20 protein-coding genes are annotated in these 23,934 nt (G+C 62.1%); 16 read left to right on the plus strand and 4 right to left on the minus strand.

The features are described 5' to 3' along the window. Positions 1-63: 63 nt before the first annotated feature. From Thiosp_RS23555 to Thiosp_RS23575, 5 genes are all read left to right on the plus strand, one after another. Positions 64-1,521, plus strand: a complete 1,458-nt coding sequence (locus Thiosp_RS23555; RefSeq protein ID WP_323696457.1) for a DDE-type integrase/transposase/recombinase — start codon at positions 64-66, stop codon at positions 1,519-1,521. After that, positions 1,518-2,369, plus strand: a complete 852-nt coding sequence (locus Thiosp_RS23560) for an ExeA family protein (RefSeq protein ID WP_323696456.1) — start codon at positions 1,518-1,520, stop codon at positions 2,367-2,369. Before Thiosp_RS23555 ends, Thiosp_RS23560 begins: the two co-directional genes overlap by 4 nt. Beyond that, positions 2,369-3,178, plus strand: a complete 810-nt coding sequence (locus Thiosp_RS23565; RefSeq protein ID WP_323696455.1) for a DNA-primase RepB domain-containing protein — start codon at positions 2,369-2,371, stop codon at positions 3,176-3,178. The genes Thiosp_RS23560 and Thiosp_RS23565 overlap by 1 nt, the downstream gene beginning before the upstream one ends. Positions 3,179-3,426: 248 nt before the next feature. Beyond that, complete coding sequence (locus Thiosp_RS23570) at positions 3,427-5,409, plus strand: mechanosensitive ion channel family protein (protein ID WP_323696735.1); 1,983 nt, start codon at positions 3,427-3,429, stop codon at positions 5,407-5,409. A 189-nt stretch (positions 5,410-5,598) separates the two neighbouring features. Further along, complete coding sequence (locus Thiosp_RS23575; protein ID WP_323696736.1) at positions 5,599-9,012, plus strand: mechanosensitive ion channel domain-containing protein; 3,414 nt, start codon at positions 5,599-5,601, stop codon at positions 9,010-9,012. Positions 9,013-9,058: 46 nt separating this feature from the next. Here Thiosp_RS23575 and Thiosp_RS23580 read toward each other — a convergent pair whose 3' ends face one another. Next, on the minus strand, positions 9,059-9,454 hold the full coding sequence (locus Thiosp_RS23580) for a helix-turn-helix domain-containing protein (RefSeq protein ID WP_201063309.1): 396 nt from the start codon (positions 9,452-9,454) through the stop codon (positions 9,059-9,061). Next, positions 9,441-9,782, minus strand: a complete 342-nt coding sequence (locus Thiosp_RS23585) for a type II toxin-antitoxin system RelE/ParE family toxin (protein ID WP_242518213.1) — start codon at positions 9,780-9,782, stop codon at positions 9,441-9,443. The genes Thiosp_RS23580 and Thiosp_RS23585 overlap by 14 nt, the downstream gene beginning before the upstream one ends. Before the next feature lie 361 nt (positions 9,783-10,143). Between Thiosp_RS23585 and Thiosp_RS23590 the strand changes: the two genes are divergently transcribed. From Thiosp_RS23590 to Thiosp_RS23640, 11 genes are all read left to right on the plus strand, one after another. Next, positions 10,144-10,470, plus strand: a complete 327-nt coding sequence (locus Thiosp_RS23590; protein WP_242518214.1) for a hypothetical protein — start codon at positions 10,144-10,146, stop codon at positions 10,468-10,470. Positions 10,471-10,511: 41 nt separating this feature from the next. Continuing rightward, the gene (locus Thiosp_RS23595) at positions 10,512-12,032 is read left to right on the plus strand and encodes a CorA family divalent cation transporter (protein ID WP_242518215.1); all 1,521 of its coding nucleotides are present in this window, start codon (positions 10,512-10,514) and stop codon (positions 12,030-12,032) included. 5 nt (positions 12,033-12,037) lie between these two features. Next, positions 12,038-12,688, plus strand: a complete 651-nt coding sequence (locus tag Thiosp_RS23600; protein WP_201063311.1) for a paraquat-inducible protein A — start codon at positions 12,038-12,040, stop codon at positions 12,686-12,688. Continuing rightward, the gene (locus Thiosp_RS23605; protein ID WP_201063312.1) at positions 12,688-13,326 is read left to right on the plus strand and encodes a paraquat-inducible protein A; all 639 of its coding nucleotides are present in this window, start codon (positions 12,688-12,690) and stop codon (positions 13,324-13,326) included. Before Thiosp_RS23600 ends, Thiosp_RS23605 begins: the two co-directional genes overlap by 1 nt. Continuing rightward, positions 13,319-14,992: a PqiB family protein gene (locus Thiosp_RS23610; RefSeq protein ID WP_201063313.1), complete on the plus strand. Its 1,674-nt coding sequence runs from the start codon at positions 13,319-13,321 to the stop codon at positions 14,990-14,992. Before Thiosp_RS23605 ends, Thiosp_RS23610 begins: the two co-directional genes overlap by 8 nt. Then, entirely contained in the window at positions 14,992-15,618 is a 627-nt protein-coding gene (locus Thiosp_RS23615) for a PqiC family protein (protein WP_201063314.1), read from the plus strand. Before Thiosp_RS23610 ends, Thiosp_RS23615 begins: the two co-directional genes overlap by 1 nt. Continuing rightward, the gene (locus Thiosp_RS23620; RefSeq protein WP_201063315.1) at positions 15,619-18,933 is read left to right on the plus strand and encodes an AsmA family protein; all 3,315 of its coding nucleotides are present in this window, start codon (positions 15,619-15,621) and stop codon (positions 18,931-18,933) included. 176 nt (positions 18,934-19,109) lie between these two features. Further along, positions 19,110-19,955, plus strand: a complete 846-nt coding sequence (locus Thiosp_RS23625; RefSeq protein ID WP_201063316.1) for a hypothetical protein — start codon at positions 19,110-19,112, stop codon at positions 19,953-19,955. 58 nt (positions 19,956-20,013) lie between these two features. Further along, positions 20,014-20,835, plus strand: coding sequence for a transporter family protein (locus Thiosp_RS23630; protein ID WP_201063317.1), 822 nt, complete (start codon positions 20,014-20,016; stop codon positions 20,833-20,835). An 81-nt stretch (positions 20,836-20,916) separates the two neighbouring features. Beyond that, positions 20,917-21,180, plus strand: coding sequence for a hypothetical protein (locus tag Thiosp_RS23635; protein WP_201063318.1), 264 nt, complete (start codon positions 20,917-20,919; stop codon positions 21,178-21,180). A gap of 78 nt (positions 21,181-21,258) precedes the next feature. After that, the gene (locus Thiosp_RS23640) at positions 21,259-21,780 is read left to right on the plus strand and encodes a DUF1134 domain-containing protein (RefSeq protein WP_242518216.1); all 522 of its coding nucleotides are present in this window, start codon (positions 21,259-21,261) and stop codon (positions 21,778-21,780) included. A gap of 392 nt (positions 21,781-22,172) precedes the next feature. Here the strand turns inward: Thiosp_RS23640 and Thiosp_RS23645 are convergent, their stop codons facing one another. Further along, entirely contained in the window at positions 22,173-22,949 is a 777-nt protein-coding gene (locus tag Thiosp_RS23645) for a GNAT family N-acetyltransferase (RefSeq protein ID WP_201063319.1), read from the minus strand. Between the two features lie 115 nt (positions 22,950-23,064). Next, entirely contained in the window at positions 23,065-23,856 is a 792-nt protein-coding gene (gene blaOXA / locus Thiosp_RS23650; RefSeq protein ID WP_201063345.1) for a class D beta-lactamase, read from the minus strand. Positions 23,857-23,934: the final 78 nt, after the last annotated feature.

A 23,934-nucleotide genomic window follows, 5' to 3' on the forward strand; every position in this document is an offset into this window, starting at 1 on the left:
CGCCGCTGGGCGGCGCCTTCTAGACTCCCGGTGATGTGTGAAACAACTGGGAGGTGAAGACGAATGTCCGATGACAACGGCCTCGGTGATCCCGATGGTTGGGCGCGGTTGCGCTTTGCCATTATTGGTCCTTTATTGGCTGATCCTGCGCCGGCGAACGCGCTGGGCGCGCGGCTGAAGGCGCTGGCGGCCAAGTCATGGCGTCATCCGGTGACTGGGCGGGCGGTCAGTTTTAGCTTTGGGACCTTGGAGCGCTGGTATTACCTCGCACGCGATGCCCAAGACCCGGTGACCGCACTGCGCCCGCGCCGGCGCAGCGATGCCGGGGAGCAGCGCGCGCTGAGCCCGCGCCTGATGGAGGCCGTACAGGCGCAATACCGCGACTACCCCGGTTGGACGGTGCAGCTGCATTACGACAACCTCGCCGCCTTGTGCGCGGGCGATGAAACCCTGGGGCCGCTGCCCTCCTATGCCACCGTGCGCCGCTTCATGAAGCGCGCGGGCCTGCACCGCCGGCGTGTCCCGGCGCGCAAGACACCCGGGGCCGAGCAGGCCGCGCGGCGCCTGGAGGCCTGCGAGGTGCGCAGCTATGAAGCCCAGTATGTCCATGCCTTGTGGCATCTGGACTTTCATCATGGCTCGCGCAACGTCCTCACCCGGGGTGGCGTCTGGGTCAAGCCCCTGCTGCTGGCGGTCATCGACGATCACTCGCGCCTGATCTGCCATCTGCAGTGGTACCTCGATGAGACCACCGAGACCTTGGTGCATGGTCTGGGACAGGCGTTGCACAAGCGCGGGCTGCCGCGCGCCCTGATGAGCGATAACGGCGCGGCAATGCAGGCCGAGGAATTCACCGCCGGATTGCATGCGCTGGGCATCCTCCACGAGCCGACCCTGCCGTACAGCCCGTATCAGAACGCCAAGCAGGAGCGCTTCTGGGCCACGCTGGAAGGCCGCCTGATGGCGATGCTTAAGGGGCTGGAGGAGCTGAGCCTGCAGCGGCTCAACACCCTCACTCAGGCGTGGGTGGAGCAGGAGTACCACCGCAAGGTCCACAGTGAGACCGCCGCCACGCCGCTTGCGCGTCTTCTCGATGCGCCCAACGTGGGGCGCCCCTGTCCGGACAGCGAGCAGGTCCGCGCCGCTTTTCGTTGTCGCGTCCAACGCCGTCAGCGCCGCAGCGATGGGACGCTCAGCCTGGCGGGCAAGCGCTTCGAGGTGCCGGCGCGCTTGCGTCACCTTGAGCAACTGCATATCGCTTATGCCCGCTGGGATCTGAGTGCTGTGGACGTGGTTGATCCCCACTCGGGCGCCATCCTCTGCCGCCTCTATCCCCTCGATAAAGCCGCCAATGCCTCCGGGCAGCGTCGGCGCCTTGAGCCCGCCGGCGCACCGCCACCGCCATCACAACGCGCCACGACGCTGCCACCGTTGCTGCGCGACTTGCTCGCCGAGTATGCCGCCACCGGTCTGCCGCCGGCCTATCTGCCAAAACACGATGACCTGGAATCCAGTCGATGAACAAGACCCTGCTGGCCCTCTATGGACTGAAGTTCAATCCGTTCTCCCCGGAGCTGCCGACGGCGGCACTGCATCGCAGCGCGCCGGTGGAGCAGTTTTGCTGGCGCATCGAGCAGAGCCTGATCCGCGAAGGCGGTTTTGCGCTCATTCAAGGTGATCCGGGTACCGGCAAGAGTGCGGTACTGCGCCTGCTCGATGAGCGTCTGCGCCAGCTGCCCGATATCAGCGTTGGGGCGCTCACGCATCCCAGCTCGAAGGTGGCGGACTTCTACCGCGAGATGGGCGATCTGTTCGCCGTTGACCTCAAGCCCCATAACCGCTGGGGTGGCTTCAAGATCCTGCGCGAGCGCTGGCTGGCGCATCTGGAGACGACGCTGTTGCGCCCGGTGTTGCTCATCGACGAGGCGCAGGAGATGCATCCGACGGTGCTCAATGAGCTGCGTCTGCTGACCTCCATGCAGTTCGATTCGCGCACGTTGTTGAGCGTGATCCTGGCCGGCGATGGCCGCCTGGCGACCAAGCTGCGCCGTGAGGAGTTGCTGCCGCTGGGCAGTCGTATCCGTACGCGCCTGAGTATGGAGTATGCCAGTCGCGAGGCGCTGGTCGCCTGCCTGGAGCATTTACAACACAGTGCCGGCAATGCGAGTCTGATGAGCGCAGGGCTGATGAAGACGCTCGCTGAGCATGCGTTGGGCAATTATCGCGTGCTCACGACCATGGCGGCAGAATTGCTGGCGCAGGCTGCTCGGCTCGAACGCGCGCAGCTCGATGAACAACTCTACCTTGAGGTGTTTGGTTCAGCGGCGGGCAACGCCCGCCAACGCCCGAGTGCCAGGGCGGGCGCCTGATGAGCCGCTTGAGCGCTGAGCGCCCGCACCAGGCCATGACAGCGGCAAGACACACCGCCGTGATGCTTGAGGCATGGCACGACGCTGGCATCGTGCGTGCCGATTTGGCGGTGCGCACCGCCAAGGCGACGATGCTGTGGTTCCATGATCGCTCTTTGGATCAGCTTCCGTTGGGGCTGGCCAGAGCGCGCAATGTCCAACAGGCCGATATTTATATCCGTCCAGCCCGCGGCTATCCCTGGCCAATGGTGTTTCTCGATGATGTCGCACGGCCGATGGCGCAGCGCATCGCTCGGCACTATGCGGCCCTGGTGGTGCAGACTTCGACGCTCGGGGGCTGCCACCTGTGGCTACGGCTGACCCGCGCGCTCGATGAGGCGCAGCGCTGTGATGTGCAGCGTTGGCTGATCCCGCGCGTTGGCGCCGATCCGGGCTCGGTCTCCGGTGAGCACCTCGGTCGGCTCGCCGGGATGAAGAATGCCAAGCGTGGCGGGGAGTGGGTCAATGTCCTTCGGCGACCAAGCCCGCAGGAGCGCGTCTGGGATCCAACTCCGGCCTTGCCAACGATGGCTCCGGCTCCGCCGCCGGTCGTCAACTGCGCTCCACGGGCGCGCTTATCCACCGGTGATCCGTCCGAATCTGCCCGCGAATGGGGCTGGGTCTGCGGCGCTCTTGAGGCCGGCCTTGCACCGACCACGGTCTACCAACGCTTGCTCGAGCGCGCGTCCCCGCGTCGCGGAGCCGATGCCGAGCGCTATGCCCGCTACACCCTCGCTCGCGCCATTCGCCAGAGCGCTAGAGGCAACTGAACCCGCTGCGTCTCTCCCCCCTCAGGGGGGGAGCGTGGTTCACGATTCCGGCTTCCCGCTGTCGGCCAGTAACGGCCCCCGTGATCCCACACGCATTCCATGTCCTTCAAATGGCTTGGAAATGGGTCCCGCAATTATCGTGATTACGCTCATCGCGCAACGGCAGAGTTTCCAGTTTGATCCCAACTGTTATCAAAGCTGGAGTACCGGCTGTGATTCGGGCTGTGATTCGGGCTGTGATTCGGGCTGTGATTCCGGCTCTAATTCCGGTGCTGCTGGCAGGGCTGCTGCTATTCCCGGCGAGCTTGCCGGCAGCGGATGCGCCGGTGATGCGCGCTGAGAATCTCGGCGACACCACGCCCTTTACCCAGCCACTTCTGCTTGCGATCGCTAACCTCGACCAGCGCATCAGCACCGCCACCGATGACGCCGACCGGGCTCGGCTGACGCATCAGCGCTCCCTCGTACTGGAGCAGCTCAATCGGGCCATTCTGTCCCAAGGCGGCAGAGGCTTTGTGGACCGCCCCCCTGCGGATGCACTGCCACCGCTGCGCGACGCCGTCTTGCGTGCCCGGCGCGGCGGGGACAAGACCGCCGAGATGATCGCGATTCTGCGCCTCAACAACGCGATCCTGGGCCAGAGTTTTGCGGATCTGCTCACCACGGTGGCGCATGACTGGATCCGATTCGCCCCAGCCGCGGACTTTAACCGCGCATTCAAAAGCTTCGAACACCGCACCAGCTTCAATCAGGTTCCATTCGGGCGCGCTGTGCAGCATTTGCAAGCCGCCGGGCCAACTACACTCAGCGATGCCGAGCAAGCGTTGATCGATGCCTATCAGGACTTCAGCCAGCGCGCCGATGTCTATGATGCCGTGGCGCAATCTTTGTTCAACTTCGTCAAGCGCGCGGCAACGAGCAACGAGTTGTTGCATTGGATTGGTATCAGCGCACTGATCCGCGCCATCGACGCCCAGCCATGGGCCATCGCCATCAATACCAAGATGCTGCCGGGCAGCCAGTCCAGCCTTGGCCAATTCATCAGCATCGGCCAATTCTTCGCAGCAACCTTGCTGCTTCTGGTCTTTACCGGCGTCGGTCTGTTTCTGCTGCCAATGCTGCCGCGCCTCTTGCGACGCGCGCAGCCGCAACGAGCGCTGAACGCGCAGGCGGACCCCTCTGAGGCCGAGCGCCTGGTCCGCCTGCTTCGGCAGTCCTTTCTCGCTCCGCTGCGCGTCCTGCTGGTGCTGATCGCCGTTGTACAGGCGACGCGCATTCTGTTCTTGCGCGAATCCGGCGAGCGCATCCTGGTGGTGCTCGACAGTTTCTACGTCGTGCTGATCGTCTGGGCGCTGCTGCGTCTGATTGATAACCTCGTCATGCTGTATTCGGGCGCCCTGCTGCGCCGCCATCCGACCCTGCGCGGCGAGTTGGTCAATTTCCTCTCGAGCGTGACGCGATTCATGGTGATCGTGATTGCCGCGCTTTACCTCTTGCAGCACTTCGGCTTCGATATCCGTGCCCTGCTGGCGTCACTCGGCATCGGCGGTCTGGCCGTCGCCTTCGCGGCGAAGGAGACCATCGCCAACATTTTTGGCTGCATCTCCATCATCGTCGACGACATGTTCCAGCAAGGCGATTGGATCGTTACACCCGACGGCGAGGGTACGGTGATCGATGTCGGCCTGCGCAGCACCAGGCTCCGCACCTTCGACAACGCCGTGATCTTTCTACCCAACGCCTATGTGGCCAGCATCGACGTGCGCAACTGGAGCCGGCGCAAACTCGGAAGGCGCATCAAGTTCACCCTCGGGCTCGAATACGGCAGTGATATGCAGCAGGTGAAGAAGACCGTCGATGACATTCGCGCCATGCTGATCGCCCATGCGGATATTGCCGACAGCAGCACCGACACCTCCAGCTATACCCGACAACAACTCGCCAAGATCGCCGACGCCATGGATGGGTACGGCATCAAGCGAACGCTGTTGGTCTATCTCGACACCCTCGGCGATAGCTCGATCGACATCCTGATCTATTGCTTCTCCAAGACCGTCGACTGGGAAGGCTGGCTCAAGGTCAAGCAGGATGTGATCATGCGCTGCTGCGCCATCGTCGAGGCCAATGGGCTGAGCATTGCTTTCCGGAGTCAGACGCTCTATCTGCGCGATGATAGTGGGAAGGAGTCGGATGATGTTGCAACCCTCTCGGCTTTGGGCGAAAAATCGTGAGCGAGACCGTTGAGCCCGCCACAGCGCACTGCTACGCTCCTGGCCAATCACGCATCCCAATCACGCATCCAAAGAACAGAGCAACGCCATGTCGAAATCCGCTTCGCCTATTCGGGTAACAGAAGCCCTGGTGTCAGACGGCTGACCATGCGAACACTTCCCTTTCTTCTAACCGCTACCCTCCTTTGGATGGCCTCGCTTTCGTTGGTCGGCGCTCAGGAGACCGAGAGCGCGCTGGCGGCCTCGCCTGTCACCGCCGAGGCACTGGAGTCGAAGATCGCCGAAGCCGAGGCGGCGACCGACATGACCGAGGAGGCCAAAAGCCGGCTGATCGAGCTTTACCGCAAAGCACTGAGCCATCTGCGCACAGCACAGGACAATGAGGCAGCGGCCGCCAAGTTTCAGCAAACCGCCGAGCGCGCGCCGGCCGAGATTCAGGCCATCCAAGCAGCGCTGGCGCCCCCGGAAGAGACCGAGCCGCAGACCGAGCCGAAATCCGTGCCACTCGAGGGCCTGGAGGCGGATGCCAACACCCCGCTGCCCGTGCTTGAGCAACTGTTGCAGAAGGAGCAGGCGAACCTGAACGCGGTCGAAGCGGAACGCGCCGATGCCGAGTCCCGGCTGGCGATACTCGAGGCGCGCCCGGATGTCATCGGCCAGCGCCTCGCGGCGGCCACGCAAGAACGCGAGGAGGCAGCGGCGCAGCGCCAAGCACTCGACGAGGATGATGCGGGTGCGGTGTTGGTGGAGGCGCAACAGTGGGAGCTGGCGACGCGCCAGGTGGCGCTGAGCACTGAGATCACGATGCTCAACCAGGAGCTTTCGAGCCAGCCGCTGCGAACACAACTGCTGGAAGCCAAGCTCGCCAGGGATGAGGCCAGTGCTGAGCGGATCGGCGAGCGCGTCGGGATGCTTGAGGAGCTGATTGACATCAAACGCCGTCAGGCAGCGAAGCAAGCCACGGCAGAAGCCGAGCAGACCCGGCGCGAGCTTAAGGGAATGCACCCGGTGTTGGTCGAGCTATCTGAACAAAACGCGGCACTGTCGCGCGATGTCAGCACAATGATCGAGCAGGTCAAGGCGCAAGATGAAGCGCGACAAGCACTCGAGCAGCGCCTGGAGCAGCTCGGCGCCGATTACCAGGATGCGCAGGAAACCCTGGAGTCCGGGGAGGTCAACGACGATCTTGGCCGTATCCTGTTGCGCCAGCTCGATACCCTGCCCGATCCGCGCGCCTTCGCTGAAAAGGCCGATCAGCGCCAGGACGAGATCGCGAACCTCAACGTGCGCCGGCTAGAGTATCGCTCTGAGGCACGGCGCATCGCGGACACGGATGCGACAGTCGAACGACTCGCGCAGTCGCTCCAGGCCGATGACTCGACGACGCCTATGACGGCCCAGGAACTCGCCGCGCAGAAGGCGAAACTGCGAGAGCTGGTGCAACAACGTCAGGCGCAGCTCGACCAGGCACTGGAGACGAATCGGCTCTACCTTGGCAAGCTGCGGGAGCTTGATCGAGCAGAGCAGGCGTTGCTCGCGACCGCCGGTGAGTACGACGCCTTTCTGGGCGAAAACTTGCCCTGGTTACGCAACGCTAAACCCATCAGCCTAGAGGACATCCGTGCGCTGCCGAGCCAGCTCCGCGCCCAGTTCGCCACCGCAGACCTCCCCGGCTTGCCGCGCCTGATCGGTCAGGAACTCGCGCTCAGTCCCGCCTTCTGGCTCGCCCTGGTCGGCGCTGTGGTTCTGCTGTGGCGACGCCGAGCGACCATCGCCGCCATCAACGCGGTCGCCCCGCGCATCGGCAAACCCACGACCGACTGCATGGGCCATACCTGGCGTGTGTTGGCCTTGACCCTGCTCCTCGCGGCACCGCTGCCCTCACTGGTGGGGATAGTGGGCTGGCAGCTCCAGAGCGCGGGTGGCGGAACAGCACTGTCCCATGCCCTTGGTACATCCCTGATCTGGGTCGCCCTGCATCTTGCCATTCTGCTCAGCCTGCGCGCCATCTGCTTACCTCATGGCTTGGCGGCAGCGCATTTCCGCTGGCCAGAGCGCAATTTGAAGCTGTTGCGAACCCAGCTCAAGCTGGTCATCTGGCCGCTCGCAATCTCGGCCTTGATCGTCAAGCTCGCGATTGATCTGAATCCGACCGACTCCGGCGGCACCCTGGCCAAGCTCGGCCTGCTGTTGGGCTATGTTCCGCTGTCGCTGTTCCTGTACCGGGTGCTCCACCCCCAGCGTGGCGTGCTCGCCCACTTGCGCTCCAGTGGCGCTTACCCAACGGTCACCCGCACCTACTTGATCTGGTACCCGCTGGCGGTTGGTTATCCCCTGGTATTGCTTGCTCTCTCCTGGACCGGCTATGTCTACACCGCCACGGCCTATTCCCATCTGTTTTTATTGACGCTCTGGTTCCTGCTGGCGCTGGCGCTGAGCAACGCCCTCGCGCAGCGTTGGTTGCAGGTGACCCGACGGCGCCTGGCCTACGATGCTGCCATGGAGCGCCGCCGCGCGGAGCAAGCGGAAGCGGAAGAAGATGACGAGGGCGATGTCGGGGATCTGCAATTCGAGGCACCGGAGGTGGATATCACCGCCTTGAGCGACGAGACGCATGGGCTGATCCGCATCCTCATCTTCGCCACGGCGCTCGGCGGACTCTACCTGATCTGGTTCAGCGCCCTGCCAGCGCTGCGCATCTTTGACGACGTGGTCCTGTGGCATGGGACTGTCATGGTTGATGGTAATGAGCAATCCCAGCCGATCACGCTCGCGAGCCTTGGGCAGGCGTTGCTCTATGCCATCGGCGCCTGGGTGCTGGCGGATCGGCTCCCGGCCCTGCTGGAGATCGTGCTGTTACAGCGTTTCAAAATGACCGCAGCCAGCCGCTATACGGTCACCACCTTGACCACCTATGCCCTGGTTGCCGTGGGTCTGCTGCTGGTGCTGAGCACCTTGGGCGCGCGTTGGTCGCAAGTGCAATGGCTGGCGGCGGCGCTTAGCGTTGGCATCGGCTTTGGCCTGCAAGAGATCGTCGCCAACTTTATCAGCGGCCTGATTATCCTGTTCGAGCGCCCCATCCGCGTCGGCGATGCCGTCACCGTGGGCGACACCGATGGCGTGGTGACCAAAATCAAGATCCGCGCCACCACCATCCGCAACTGGGACGGCAAGGAGCTGCTGGTGCCCAATAAGGAGTTCATTACCGGGCGCCTGCTCAATTGGTCGCTGTCGGATCAGACCACGCGGCTGGTGTTAGCCATTGGCATCGCCTACGGAGCGCCGGTGCGTCAGGCCATGGATCTGTTGGCGGAAGCCGCCAGGGAGAATGCCAACGTGCTCGATGAGCCGCCCCCGACAGTTATCTTCGAGACCTTCGGCGACAATTCGCTCGGTCTGCTGCTGCGCTGCTTCGTCGACTCCATCGATCTGCGCGTCAGCACCATCAGCGCATTGAACGTGGCCATCAACGAGAAGTTCAATGCCGCCGGCATCAGCATCGCCTTCCCGCAGCGCGACCTGCATATCGACACCATCAGCCCGTTGCGGGTGCAGATCGAGCAAGCGAGTCACGGTGATTTGGGCGCGCAGGTCAGAGGGTAAGTCTCGCTGCGGCGGGTCAATCAGCGGTAGAAGGGTTTCATCCTACCTATCCCATTGTCGCGAGCCGGCTCACCGTATCCGGAAACTGGGCCGCAAGCCGCAGAAGCTGCCGCGCGGCTCCCGTCGGCTGCGCTCGGCCCTGCTCCCAGTTTTCCAGCGTCCGCTTCGACACTCCCAGCGCGCGGGCGAACTCCGTCTGCGACAAGCCAGATTGGGCTCGGGCCGCCATCAATTCCCAGCGCGGACCGGTGAGAACTTCGTCCTTTTCCACCGTCCCATCTGCCCGCTGGATACGGCGACGGACCGTGCCATTCTCCAGCACTTCAAACTCGGTCTTACGCGCCCAGCGCCCTGCCCTCAGATCACGCACGGCTTCGAGGAGTTCAGCGCCAATGTCGCGCCCCGCGTCGCGAGCGAGCAGTTCTTTTTCAGTTTTCGGCATGTTCCATCTCCTCGCGTAGCGCCTTGAGCACATGCCCAGGAATTGAATCCCGTGCGCTCTTGGCGTAAATCACCAGCATCAGCATTTGCCCAGCGGAGGTGCGCCTGTAGTAGCACACCCGCACACCGCCGGACTTTCCGCTCCCGGCGCGGCTCCAACGCACCTTGCGCACCCCACCTGAGCCGCGCACTACGTCGCCCGCCTCTGGGTGTTCGCATAGATACTCCTGCAATTCTGTATATTCCTCGTCGGTCAGGTAATCGGGCAAAAGCGCACAGAAGAGCGGGGACTCAATGAATTGGTAGCGCATGACCTCAATTATACGCATCGCGCGTACATGCGCAAAATGCTCACAAAAGAAATAGCATCTGCAATCGGTCTTTACTCAACCAAGGGGCCTGCTGGCGTCCGGAAGCCAGCGGCTCGGAGAACGCCGCCAGAGTGAATCAGATGTTGCGCCTGCAGGATGGGAATGCTCAGATCGCTGTCTCCGCGCTTGGATCGAGACGCGGAAGCGCCCTGCGAATTGGCGTGATATGGTCAGACCGAGGCGCTCAAGCCTGGCAAAATCAGAGAAGCAAGCCGGTCCGAGGGGCCATCGCGAAAAGATTCAATCACTGCCGCAGCATTCAACATTAAGGACCAAAGCAATGAACACAAATAGTCACTTTCAAACCCCGCGCGCGATCATGCGTCAAGGTTCTTGGCTGATCTCCGCACTGGCCGTGTCGGTTTTGAGCGCCTGCGCTTCAAGCGGGGGCGATCATGTCACTGGCGTCATGGCGGTCACCATCAAACCCGGTGACACCGCGAACTGCGACTCTAGCCCTTGCCAGGTGTCCTTCCAGATGCCGCCGGGCTCTGGCACCTACGAGGTGACGGGAAACCAGGTTAAGATCGGTGACTTTCCCGCCGGCGAAACTGTCTCGCTTGGCGGTTTAGACGAAAGCAACGCCATCAAGGTGATCGGGGCCGATGTTCCGACAGCCTATGTCTATATTCCAACGATGCGGTAGCCCCGATGCATTGCCAGTGACCGCCCCAAATATGATCCGCCATGCCTGAGATTTCCCGATTCGGGCTCGGAAAAGCCTCGCATAACTCAGGGGCCGCTGGTGCCACCTGGTTCGACGTCGACATGGCCGACGACGCTGATCGCCAATGGCTGATGGGCTTGCAAGAGATTAACGATCAGACCAGGCAGGCGTTATTAGCGCCGGTGCGTTTCAACCATTATGAACAGGTGCCTGACGGCACCTTGGTAAGTATCAGAACCCCGCGTTCCGAGCAGATTGAGGATATCAGCGAACTCGCCGATTTGAAGTTACTGATCGGCCCGGCCCGGGCGATGACCGTGCGATCTGGCCCGATCGCCGCCGTGGAGGTGTTACGACGGCACACGTCGGACAGCTCACTGGTAACGGCCGTGGATTTGCTCGGATTCATGGTCTCGGCGATGACCAAGCGGATGGAAGCTGTCATCTTTGATCTGACCCAAGACATCGATGCCGTCGAGGATGCCCTGCTCGACGGCGGTTCCGCCCCTCCCCCGCAGGCGCTGAGCGAGCTGCGGCGGCGAATTTTTCGCACCCGACGGCAAGTCAATGCCGCCCAGCAGGTGCTCGCTCCGATGACGACCGACCCCGCCCTGGTGCTGGATGCCGATGACCGTGAAACCTTGGTCCGGTCCTCAAATTACGTGACCCGCTATTTGCAAGGGTTGGATGAATGCCGCACCCGGGTGCAGCTGTTGGAGGATCAAATCGATGCGCAACGCTCGGAGACCATGACGCGTTCCAGCCTGAATCTGACCATCGTCGCGACCGTGTTTTTGCCCTTGACCTTCATCACCGGTCTGCTCGGAATGAACGTCGCGGGCATCCCCGATCAACACAATCCGTTCGGCTTCTGGACGGTGACGGGATTGTCTGTCCTCGTTGCTCTGCTGGCTTGGGTCTTGCTGCGTCGCGAAATCCATGATCGCCAGCTCGATCAGGCCAGTCGCCCGAAAAAGACACTAGCGCGAGAGCCCAAGACCTTGACTCCAGAAAACGTCGAATTGACCCTCCCTCCCCGGCCCAGCGCGGAAACCGGGCATCAAGACAAGTCAGATCAAACAGCAGTGGAAGGACATCACCCGGGTTTCCGTCGCAAGATTGTCAGGATCTATGGCTTTGCACTGCTGCTTGCGCTTGCTCTGTTCTTTTTTCACCTTGTTATGATCTTCGATGTGGCTGGCGCAATCATTGGACGGAAAGCGTGGATGCTGGAGCATTTTGGGCACCATACTGGCAAGACTTTGATCCTTGGCTGTTTCTTTCTGTTGTTCGCGGCCCACCTGGCAGAATCTGCGGCCTGGGGATTGTTTTTGCGCGGAGAGCGACTTTTGCCAAGCCTGACCGAAGGCGTCTATTTTGCCGCCGCATCCATCACGACGCTGGGCTTCGGCGATGTCCTGCTGAAATATCCCTGGCGACATATCGGACCACTGATCGCTATCTCCGGAGTGCTGATGTTTGGCTGTTCGACGGCTTTCTTGTTCGTGATCATGCAAGACGTCTGGGTCGGTCATCTTTAACTTGCATGCAAACCCTGGCCTGTCCCGATTGTGATCTGCTGCAGAGCGTCCCGGACCTCCCACCCGGAGGCAAGGCGAGCTGCGCGCGCTGCGGCCATGCGCTGGCAACCGGCACCGCCGGCCCGATCGGCCGACCGCTGGCGCTGACCATCGCCGCGCTCTTTTTGTTGATCATTGCCAATATCGACCCGCTGATGGATCTTTCAGCCGTGGGTCGCCACGCAAGCACCACCATCATCGGCGGTGCTTATCAGATGTGGCTTGAGGGCCAACAGGCGACGGCGGTTGTCGTCGGCTTCTGCGCGGTAGTCGCCCCGGCAGGCTATATTCTGTTCATGTTGGTCGTTTTGCTTGGCGCCGGGCGAACGCCAGTGCCGCGCTGGGTCGGGGAGATGCTGCGCTGGGCCGATCGCATGCGGCCCTGGTCCATGGTCGAGGTGATGATGCTTGGCATCCTGGTGGCCTTGATTAAGATCGCGGACCTGGCCAAGGTTGAGCCCGGCATCGGTATGGCCGCGGTGGGCGTTTTGATGCTGCTGATCCCCGCCATTGAGGTCAATTTCGACCCCCATGCGATCTGGCATCGGGTCACCTGGGTCGAGCCGAAGTCATCACCACCGATCGCCGACGATTCGGCGCCTGGGACCTCGTCCTGATGGCTGCTGCGCTGACCGCCGCGCAAGCCGGCTTGATCGGCTGCGAGCATTGCGGTTTGCTGGTACGGGCCGCAAGTGCCGACGAGCCGGGCCATTGCCCGCGTTGCGGCAGCCCGCTTGAGTCGCGGCGGCGGCAGTCCATTGAGCGCACCTGGGCGCTGGTGATCGCGGCGGCAATCTGCTATATCCCCGCCAACCTGCTGCCAGTGCTCGGGACCACCACGCTCGGTTCCACCGAGTACGACACCATCATGGGCGGCGTGGTTTTCCTCTACACTTCCGGCTCTTGGCCGCTGGCGCTGATCGTGCTGATCGCGAGCGTGATGGTGCCCCTCGGCAAGCTGATCGCGCTCGGTTATTTGCTCATCTCCGTGCAACGACGCTCGTCGAGCAGCAATCGAGAGCGGACCCGACTCTACCGCATGGTCGAATTTATCGGACGTTGGTCGATGCTGGATGTCTTCGTCGACACCTTTACCGTGGCCCTGGTGCAGCTCTCGCCGCTGATGGCGGTGAGTCCCGGCCCCGGGGTCATGTTTTTTGCCGCTGTCGTCGTGCTGACCATGATTGCGGCCACCACCTTTGACCCCCGCCTGATCTGGGACGCGGGCGGCGAACCGGAGTCCCGAATTGGCTGACGCCCTCGACAGCAATACCTTGCCGCAAGCTACACTAACACCGCCCCGGCGTTCGCGGATCTCCGCCATCTGGCTGATTCCGTTGCTTGCCGCCGCGGTCGCTATCGGCATCGCGGTCAACCGTATCCTGAATGAAGGCCCGACCATCTCCATCCTGTTTCAATCCGCCGAGGGGGTCGAGGCCAACAAGACCATCATCAAGTACAAGGATGTCAAGATCGGCCAGGTGACGGCGGTGGAGCTTCACCAGAACTACTCCAAGGTTATGGTCACCGCGAGAATCGACAAGCACGCCGAGGGGCTGATGGTCGAGGACGCCAAGTTCTGGGTGGTGCAGCCGCAAGTCACCCTGAGCGGCGTCTCCGGGCTGAGTACGCTCTTGTCCGGCAACTACATCGGCTTTGAGATGGGCAAGTCCTCAAAGCCTCAGCGCCATTTCACCGGCCTCAAGGTGGCGCCTGTCATCCCCATCGACCAGCCCGGCCGCGAGTTTGAGCTGACTGCCTCCGATCTCGGCTCGGTCAGCGTCGGCTCGCCGCTGTATTTTCGTCGCCTTCAGGTCGGCCAGGTGATGACCTACCAGCTCGCCCCGGACGGCAACTCCGTCTCGATCAGCGTCTTCGTTAACGCCCCCTTCGATCACTTTGTCAGCGCCCAGACGCGCTTTTGGAACGCCAGCGGTGTCGATGTCTCACTGGGCGATGGCGGTTTAGACGTGCGCACCCAGTCGCTGGTGTCGCTGCTTGTCGGCGGCATTGCCTTTGCGACGCCAAGCTCCGCCGTCGAGCCCGCACCCGCAACGGCCGATACCACCTTCGTGCTCTATGCTGATCGCGCTACCGCGATGAAGCAGCCGGAGACCATCTCGCGTCATTACGTCCTTTACTTCACGGAATCATTGCGCGGGTTGACTGTAGGAGCACCGGTGACCCTGTTCGGACTGCCGGCGGGCGAGGTGGCCGACGTGGGCATCGATATCGATCCGGCGACAACGGAGGTTCGGGGTCGGGTGGAAATTGTCGCCTATCCGGAGCGGCTCGTGTCTGATATGCATACAGAGCAGTCGTCGAGTGCGCAAGCGATGGTGCAGAACCCCGAACAAAGTCATGCGTTCTTTCAGCGCCTGGTGATGGACCGGGGGCTGCGTGCCCAACTGCGCAGTGGCAGCCTGCTGACCGGCCAGTTGTTCGTGGCCTTCGATTTCTTTCCCGACGCGCCCAAGGCGGAAGTCGACTGGGGTCCGAAGATGCCTGTCATCCCGACCGTCCCGGGCACGGTGACGAACCTGGAGGACAAGGTCTCGGACATTCTCGCCAAGGTGGACAAAATCCCCTTTGAAACCATCGGCAGCGAGGTCGCGCAGACTCTGCTGGCCTTGAACGAAGCGATTAAGGACATCGACAAGGCCGTGAACCGCATCGACAAGGGCGTCATCCCTGAGCTCAAGCCAGCGATCTCTGCGGTTCGCAGCGCCATGATGTCCGCGGATCGGGTGCTGAAAAATACCGACGCGACCTTACTCGGCAAGGATGCGCCTGGACAGCTGGAACTGCGTGACGCCTTGCAGGAGGTCAGTCGTGCGGCACGCTCCTTGCGCGTACTCACGGACTATCTCGAACGCAATCCGTCATCCTTGATTCGCGGCAAAAATGGAGAGAAACCCTGATGGCTCCACAGATCCGCTCAGGCCTCAGTATCCCCCCCAGTTTTAGCCTGCTTATCTGTGCCCTTGCGGCCGTGCTGGCCGGCTGCGCCTCGCCGGCGGCGCGCTTCTACACACTGAGCCCCTCGACGAACAGCGTCGCGCCCGCCTCCAGCCTGTCGATCTCCGTCGGTCCGGTGAGCGTGCCGGCAGCGGTCGACCGCCCGGAGATCGTCATCACCGCAGGTCCGAATCAGGTTCGCCTGGAGGAATTCGACCGCTGGGCCTCGCCGCTGAAGGACGAGATCTCGCGCACCGTTGCGGAGAACCTGGTTGCCCTGTTAGGAACGTCGCGGGTCATCCAAGCATTAGGGGCGTCGAGCGCTGATGTCGACTATCGCGTCTCCATCGAGGTGCGGCGGTTCGACTCGACGCCCGGCGACGCCGCTACGCTCGATGCGGTCTGGACCCTGCGTCGCCCCGGAGACGGCAAGTCAATGATAGGGCGGACCAGCACGCGCGAGCCTGTTCGGGAGCCTGTTCGGGAGCCTGTTCAGGAGCAGGGCTACGACGGACTCGCTGCCGCCCACAGCCGCGCGCTGGCGCGACTCAGCCAGGACATCGCAGACGCGGTGCGTGCGCAACACTGAGTGAAAACACTACGCATTCTTGCCTGGCTTCTCTTGACGGTGCTTGTCCTCTTGGGCGGCACCATCGCCTATCTGCCGTTCTATCTGCAAGATCATAAGGCGGACCTTGAAACCGCAGCGACTGAGGCCCTTGGGCGAGCGGTCGCCATCGACAGCGTGACCCTCGGCTGGTTGTCGCATCCACGCCCGGGCCTGTCGATCGCGCTCAAGGGACTGCGGGTATCGAATCCGGCCTGGGACACTGACGGAACCTTGGGTCCGCACCTGCTGGAGGCCGAACGGGTGGACCTGCTATGGCAACTGCGGGCGCTGTTGCACCGGGAGGTCCGCATCGACCAGCTGGTGATTCGCAATGCGCGATTGATGCTGCAACAGACCACCGATGGCCGCAACAATTGGCAGTTGGGCGCCAAAAAAGGCACAGGCAAGGGAAGCGGCCACATCAGCCTGCGGGTACCGAGGGTGCAGGTGCTCGACTCCGACATCAGCTTTGCGGCGGCCAAGGGGCCGGTGCGACGCGCCGAGATCACGCGGCTCCAGCTCGACGGGCTGGGCGCTGAACCTTTGGTGCTCCAGGCTGAACTGGTGATCAACGCGACGCCACTCTCCTTGAGTGGCAAAGCCGGTGCTGAGGATGCGCGGGCCGGTGCCCGCTGGCCCTTTGAGCTACTGACGCAGAGCGCCGACACCCGCGTCGAGCTGAATGGCAGCGCCCCGGCTCCCTTCGCTACCACCGGGTTGGACGCCAAACTCCAGGTGCAAGGGCCGACGGCGGCACCGCTTGGGCAGATCGCGGGGATCAATGGGCTACCGGCGGGACCGTTTCGGCTCGAAACGGACCTCAGCTGGGACGGCCAGACCCTGGAGGCCAGGGCGATCAACGGCTCATCGCAGGCCGATGGCCTGCCCGCACCGCTGACCATCAGCGATGGCGAGATCAGTGTGCCCTTGCATGGTCCCTGGTCCGTGCAGCTGACCGGGAAGCTCGGCGATCAGCCTGGGGCGCTGCAACTGACCTCGGTCGCCTTGCCGCAAGGCGCAGCACAAACGCCGGACACCAAGACGGCTGGCGCCCTGGCGATCAAGGCAACCCTGGCTGATGGCCGCTTCGACGGCGAACTGCAGCTGGCCGCAAAAAATGATGCACCAGCGCGGCTCAGCGGCACGCTCAACGCTGGATCGGTCTCATTGGATGCCTTCACGAAAGACGATGTGACCAAGCACACGAAGCAAGACACCGCAGAGCAAGGCTCCGCAGAATCCGCGGCCACCAAACCCAAGACCAGCAAGCCGCCAACCTGGGTCGACAAGCCACTGCCGTTTGATCTGCTGACGCGCCTTGATGCTGACCTGGAGTTCGCCGTTGAGGCCCTGACCTGGCAGCGGATCACCATGCGCGGGCTGCAAGCTCGAGCCAAGCTCCGTGGCGGCCGGTTTGAACTCGACGGGGTCAGGCTGGCGCTGCCAGGGCTGACGGTCACCGGTCAGGCGGTAGTGGACGCAAGCTCCGCGAGTCCCGCAAGCCCCAAGACACCCGCCCTCACGCTCAATCTGAAAACCGACCGCGTCGACTTGCCACAGGCCTTGTCGATGCTGGCACAACGCCCGAAGTTAGGCGGTAGCATCAATGGCTTGAGCCTGGACGCGGCGGCCAGCGGCACGACACCGGCGACACTGATCCGCACCCTGAGCAGCACCCTGGAGGCCCAATCGCTCCGGCTGCTACCGCCTGCCAAGCGCGGTCGGACGGCCACCGCCATCGAGTTTACCCGCCCCAAGCTGCGCATCGATGCCGGCGCGGCGGTGAGCTTCCAGACTGGCTTGGCGATGGCCAGTCAAGACGGGTCTGAACGGACCATGGACCTGACTCTGACGGGCGGTACCCTGGCCGACCTGCTGCCCGGCGGACGGTCCTGGCCGCGCATCGACGTCCTTGCTCAGACCCGTATAGACAAACATCAGCTCAGCATTCGTGGCCATCTGGGGCCGCTCGCGGCCATCCGCAGCGGTCGCGACCTGATGCTCGACCTTCGCCTGACCGAAGACACTGACCTCAATACCGCGCTAACTGGCAGCCTTACCGGCACGCTCGCCCGACTCGACGGCCTGACAGGAAGCCAACTCCAGGCGCAGCTCACCGGGAAGAGCCTGGCTGTATTGCATCCCGGGCTGCCACCGCAACCATTTGCGGCCAAGGCGCGCCTGCGTGGTCAGACCGGGCAGCTTGAGCTGCTGGACATTGAGGCCAGCACCGGTAGCAGTGATCTCGCCGGGGAGGTCCTTGTCGGCCTTGGTAAGCCTGCGCGGATCGACGCCACGCTGAACGCTGAGGTGCTGGACCTCACGCCCTTCTTCCCCCAAAAACCGGACCGGAAAGCGGCCCCCGATCGGGCAGAGGCGCCAACAGGCGCGCACGCCAGCAACGCACAGCCGCTGCCGTTCGACGGACTCAAGGCGGTCAACGGCTCGCTCAAGCTACGCGCCGGTCAGGTCCAGCTCAACGACATCGGCATGGACAACGGCACGCTTGATATCACCCTCGACGCCGGGCATCTGGTGCTCTCGGGCGATGCCGAACAGGACAGCTTGTCGGTTGCTCTGGAGCTGCGGCCCGCACAGAACGGCTGGGAGTTCGACCTGCATCAACGAGGCAAGCTAGATCTCGGTCGGCTAATCAAGGCGGAGAAGAAACAAACACTGCCGAACGACGTGACCGCCACCGACGAAATCCGCCTGCGCGGTGTCGGTGCCTCGGTGCCTGAATTGCTGCGCTCCGCCGACGGGCGCGTGGAGCTGGTGCTGGGTGCCGGACAGTTGAACCGCAAGGCCTCCCAACTGCCGTTAGGAGGTGTTGTCGTCAGCCTGCTCGAGACCGTCAATCCGACCCGAATCAACAACCTCGACATCCGGCGCGACCTCCTCAGCCTCAAGTGCGCGGTCATGCAGTTCGATATTGCCGACGGCATCGCCACCAGCAAGCGCGGGTTGGCGCTCCAAACCGATAACCTCAATGTGCTCGGCGGCGGAGCCATTAAGCTGGAGACGGGTGAGATCGAGATGCGCTTTAAGACCATCAAGCGTACCGGGGTCGGACTCAGCCTGCTCGGCGTCGCCGACCGTTTCATCGTCCTCGACGGCACCCTGACGGCGCCACATGCAAGCATCGACTCTGGTGATCTCGCCGTCGAAGGCGCGGCCGCCTGGGCCACCGGCGGTCTCAGTCTGGTGGCCGGTCAGATCACCCGCCGCCTGACTGCCTTCGGCAACCCATGCAACAAGGTGTTGAAGCGCGATGCGCCAGGGGCAGGACCGTAATTGTGGTCACAGGCCATGGCAATGACGCGGACGCTCCCCGCAAATTGGCGTGAAATGGTCAGACCGAGGGGATGAACTCTGGCAGCATTCCGGTAAATATATGCCTCTCACCGCCATGATTCCAAACCTGGCACTCGGGGCGGCTTCATTGATCCAAGCGGAAACGGAAATAAGTCATGCACGTACCTGTAACCCTCCATCGGATGCTGAGCACCCTAGCGGTCCTCGGCCTATCGACGTCTCCTGCCACCGCCACTGCGGCCGATTCGGTCGATCCCTTCGACGGTGACTGGCACTTCTCCCTGACGCCCTATCTCTGGCTGCCCAACGTCAACGGCACCCTCAATGGCAAGGTTCCGGGAGCCAACCTCAACCTCCCCGATTTCAACGTCAGCACCGAGATCGGTCCGAACGACTATCTGGAAAAACTCAAGTTCGGGGCTATGGCCAGTGGCGAGGTGCGTAAGGGCGAGTGGTCCGCCTTCACCGATATCATCTATATCGATTTCGGCAATCAGGACTCGCGCGTGCGCAACATCACCTATCCCGATGGCCGACCTTTAAGCGACATCAATGTGAAGGCCACCACCGACCTTTCGGCAACCGTCTGGACACTGGGGGGAGCCCGCACGCTGGTGCACAACCGCAAGGGAAACCTGGATCTGTTGGCGGGTTTTCGCTATGTAGGCATCGCTTCCAAAGTGAAGCTGAACACCCAGGGCACCGATGGCCTGCTCGACCTCGACCGCAACAAGTCGCGCGACTTGACCGAGTGGGACGGCATCCTCGGGGTCAAGGGCCAGATTCGCTTCGGCGACGGTCGCTGGACCATGCCCTACTACCTGGATGTCGGCACCGGCTCATCGAACTGGACCTGGCAGGCACTGGTCGGCGTGGGCTACGCCTTCGACTGGGGCGAGGTCAGCCTTTCCATTCGCAGTCTCTCCTACGATTTCAACGACAAGCATGACGCGGATCTGCGCATGACCGGCCCTGCTTTGGGAGCGTCCTTCCGCTGGTAAGTGAACGATCTCGACCCCGATATCGATACCGAATATTTAACCCGCGTAGACTCCATTGATGAAGAAACACCCTTTTTCCAGGCGGATGATCCGCGCGCTGGCAATACTGGCATCGCTGACAGCCGCCCCAGCCATGGCCGAGATGAGCGCAGAGGAACTCGCCAAGCTCGCCCAGAACCCGGTCGGTAACCTGATCAGCGTCCCCTTTCAGAACAACACCAATCTGAACTATGGGCCGGAGGGCGGCACGCAAAATATCCTCAATATCCAGCCGGTGATCCCGATCTCGATTAACGAAGATTGGAACATCATCACCCGTACCATCGTGCCCGTGGTCTGGATGCCATCGCTGGGCGAAGGAATCGGCAGCACGACTGGCATCGGGGATACTGTTTTCACGGCCTTTTTGTCGCCGGCCAAGCCCGGCAAATGGATCTGGGGGGTCGGTCCCGTCGTCCAACTCCCGACCAACACCAGCGACGAGCTGGGGAACGGTAACTGGGGGCTTGGGCCGTCTGTGGTGCTCTTGCATATGGAGCACGGCAATCCGTGGGTCTATGGCGCCCTGGTGAATAACGTCTGGTCGCTGAGCAGCAACCAGCAGGGCGGTTCCTACAACAACGGGCTGATTCAGCCTTTCCTCAACTACAACTTCAAAGGCGGCCTGTATCTGACCTCCGCGCCGATCATCACCGCCAATTGGAACGCCGACAGTAACAACCGCTGGACCATTCCGGTCGGCGGCGGCATTGGCAAAATCACACACCTCGGCAAGCTGCCGGTGAACATGCAGCTCTCCGGATACTACAACGCCGTGAGCCCGGATTTCGGTGCCGACTGGCAGATTCGCGCGCAAGTCCAGTTTATGTTTCCCAAATAGGATTGAGCTTCAATCCTGATATCAACAGGCGCCGCCATGGGGATGCGCCTAGCATCACGCAACCTAAAGAGAGACTTGATTATGTCGATTCGTACCCTGTTGACAACAACTGCACTGAGCGCCGTGATTGGACTCACCAGCGGCTTGGCCCTGGCCGAGTCTAAAACCGCGATGGAAGATGCCGCCATCAAGGCGGATGAGGCAGCCGAGGCAGACGCACTGGCCGCAGAGATCGTCGATGAGGAAGCCGTCATCGTCGATGAAGTCGAAAATGCCGTGGAGCACGAACAGGCCAAGGAAGCCGCCAAGCAAGGCGCGCGGGATTTGATGGATACGAAACACTGATCAGCGAGTGATCTGAATCCAGATTCATCCCGTGAACATCGGGAGCCTGAACAAAGCGTTCTTCAAGCGAAAAGACGAATGGGCAGGTCCCTGATCTGCACGACAGTCTTCCCCCGATTCAACAACCCATCAGCGAAGAGTAAAACAATGTTCCATTCCTATTCCAAAATGATCGGCGCGGCTGCCATGACCGCCATGATGCTTTTCGGCAGTCTGGCCATCGCCGGGGACGACAAACAGCCAGTTGGTGCGGTCTCCATTCAAGAAAAAGAACTCGGATTGATCATTGGCGGAAGCAAGGGTAGCGGGACCTTGACATTCCAGGGCGAAGAGCACCAATTCAAGCTCAAGGGTATCAGTCTTGGGGCCAATGTCGGCATGTCCAAAATGAGTGCCTCTGGTGAGGTCTACGATCTGACTAACGTTTCAGAGTTTCCGGGCACCTACACCAAGCTTGACGCCAGCGTCGCCTTGGGCGGCGGCATGGGCGGACTGCGCTTGAAAAACCAGAATGGCGTGATTTTGGTACTGCACTCACGCACCCAAGGCGTCGATCTCAATCTTGGAAGCATGAGCGGAATGACTGTCACGATGGAGTAGAGATGAATCCCCGCAAGCTGTTTTCCATCTGACTGTCTGCCGCTTGCCCGGCGATGCATGCAACCGGGCATGCAACCGGGCGAGCGGCATCGCAATGACGGTTTCTCCGAGTCTTGAGAAATATGCAAGCGGGGGGTGTTAAGCAAGAGTGACACTCATTTGGGCCAGGTTGGCCGACAGCTTGCGTGTGCTTTTTGGCTTAACTTACGGCGATGCCACCCAAGGGTTGATTACATCAATCCCTCCAGCCACGAAAGGGCTGGTGTCGCGCGTCGCCACTATCATTGTGTGCGCCGATGCCGTGGCTGCAACAAGTGGTTACGCTCTTCGATCTGCACATGCGGTTGCCACAGCGCGCGTCGCGATGGGCCGCAGTCTCCGCTATCCGTCGCTTATTGCATGACGGCACAGTCCCCGCTCCTTGCACCAGAAAGCTCCTCCCAGCACGGATAGCTGAGCCCCGGAATGCGCGGGGTGCGCACGGGCAGGCCATGGTGGCGAGCATAGGCTTCCCAAAGCTGGATCTTGTGGGCTAGACCCTCTGGCATACCGGCGTCCATCCAGCGTAGTCGATCCGCCCAGGTCTGCTCGCTGCGGATCAGCGGCCAGCCCTGCACCCCTAGCCAGAGCGCTAATGTTGGCTCCCAGTGCAACCTGTTAGCGCGGTCTTCGCGCTCTGCCTCGGTGCGGTGGTCGCTCCAGAGCAATTGCTCGCCATCGCGTGTGGCGGTGAAGAGCGGCGTTTGATCCTGCTCACGCAGCAGATCAATGCACCCCGGTCTGACTCGAATCTGCGGCGGCGGCTGGTCGCGCCAGCGCACCAGACTCAGCGCGTGCTTCCAGTTGACCACCGCAAACCCGGCATTGAGATACAGCCGCACCGCCGGCTGCCAGAGCCAGTCCGTCTCCAGCCGCAGTGCCGACAGGCCCACCTGCTCCACAGCAGAAAAGAGTGCGCTCAGCAGCCGCGTTGCATGCCCCTGTCGGCGGCGTTCCGGAAAGACATACAAGCTCGCAAAACCGAGGTGCGGTCCAGCCCAGCCAAAGTCCCAGACCTGCAACGCCAGGGTGCCCAGTCGCTCGCCATCAGCGATGAGCCAATAGGATTGGTACCAGTCGGAATCGCGCGGGTCGGTGATCCGCTCGCCGGGCAGCAGCAAGCGCGCCAAAGGGTGCGGGCGCTAGCGTCGTCCAGGTCGAGCGGCACCAGGGTCGGCGTCGCGGACTGCAGCCGCTCGGCCACCTGCCGGTGCAAGGCTTTCAGTTCGTCATCATCGATCATCGTCAGTTTCGCAAGCGATCATCAAGAACCCCGACCGCCTGCAACGCCTCTCGCGTGAGCCGTTGGCGGAGCGGCAGATCGGTTTCGTGCTCAACCAGGATGTTGGTCGCAAAGAACCATTGATCGGTCTCGGTCTCAACATAGCCGACATACCAACCGACGTTCGGCGTGACGCGCGTCGCCCAGCCTGTCTTGGCCCAGATTGAATACTCTGGCGTTTTCTCTACCAGCATGATAGCTCGCAGCGTCTCATACGCTGATGCGCTGAAAGGCAGAGAACGCTGGTAAAGCTTCTTGAGAAACGCAACCTGCTCCATTGCGCTGATGGTGAGCGTCCCGTCGAGCCAAAAGGTGGTTTCCGAAAATGGCTCATTCAGCTCGCCATAATCAAGCGCTTGCAGATAAGCCCGATAAGGCTCCGCACCGACCTGACTCGCGAGTTGCTGAAAGCACCAAACACAGGAGATCTTAAAGGCACTCTCCACCGTCTGATTATGATTCCAAGCGGAAATCTCGTGAATTCGCCCATCCCATTTGAACACAGCATCCTTGCCGGAAATGACCTGCTCTTCGAGGGAGATCAGCGTATTCGGTATCTTGAATGTCGACGCCGGCGAGAACCTTTGGCGTGCTCGGGATTCGTTATAGATAAAGGTCTGCTCGCCGCTCAGCGATGAAATCACCGTCGTTCCTTCGACGCCGCCGCGGGCAAAGACCTCGGCGAGCGCCGCGTCATCCGCCATCAGTTGGCCTGCAAAAAGGACGAAAAGCGCACAAACCAAACACTTGCTCATGACTTCAAACGCACTCAGCAGGGCAAGCGCATAGACCCGAACCACTCGGTGTCTATGCGTCGCCTTGTGGGAATTGGA

It is taken from the genome of Thiorhodovibrio litoralis (assembly GCF_033954455.1).
Taxonomy (GTDB): Bacteria; Pseudomonadota; Gammaproteobacteria; order Chromatiales; family Chromatiaceae; genus Thiorhodovibrio; species Thiorhodovibrio litoralis.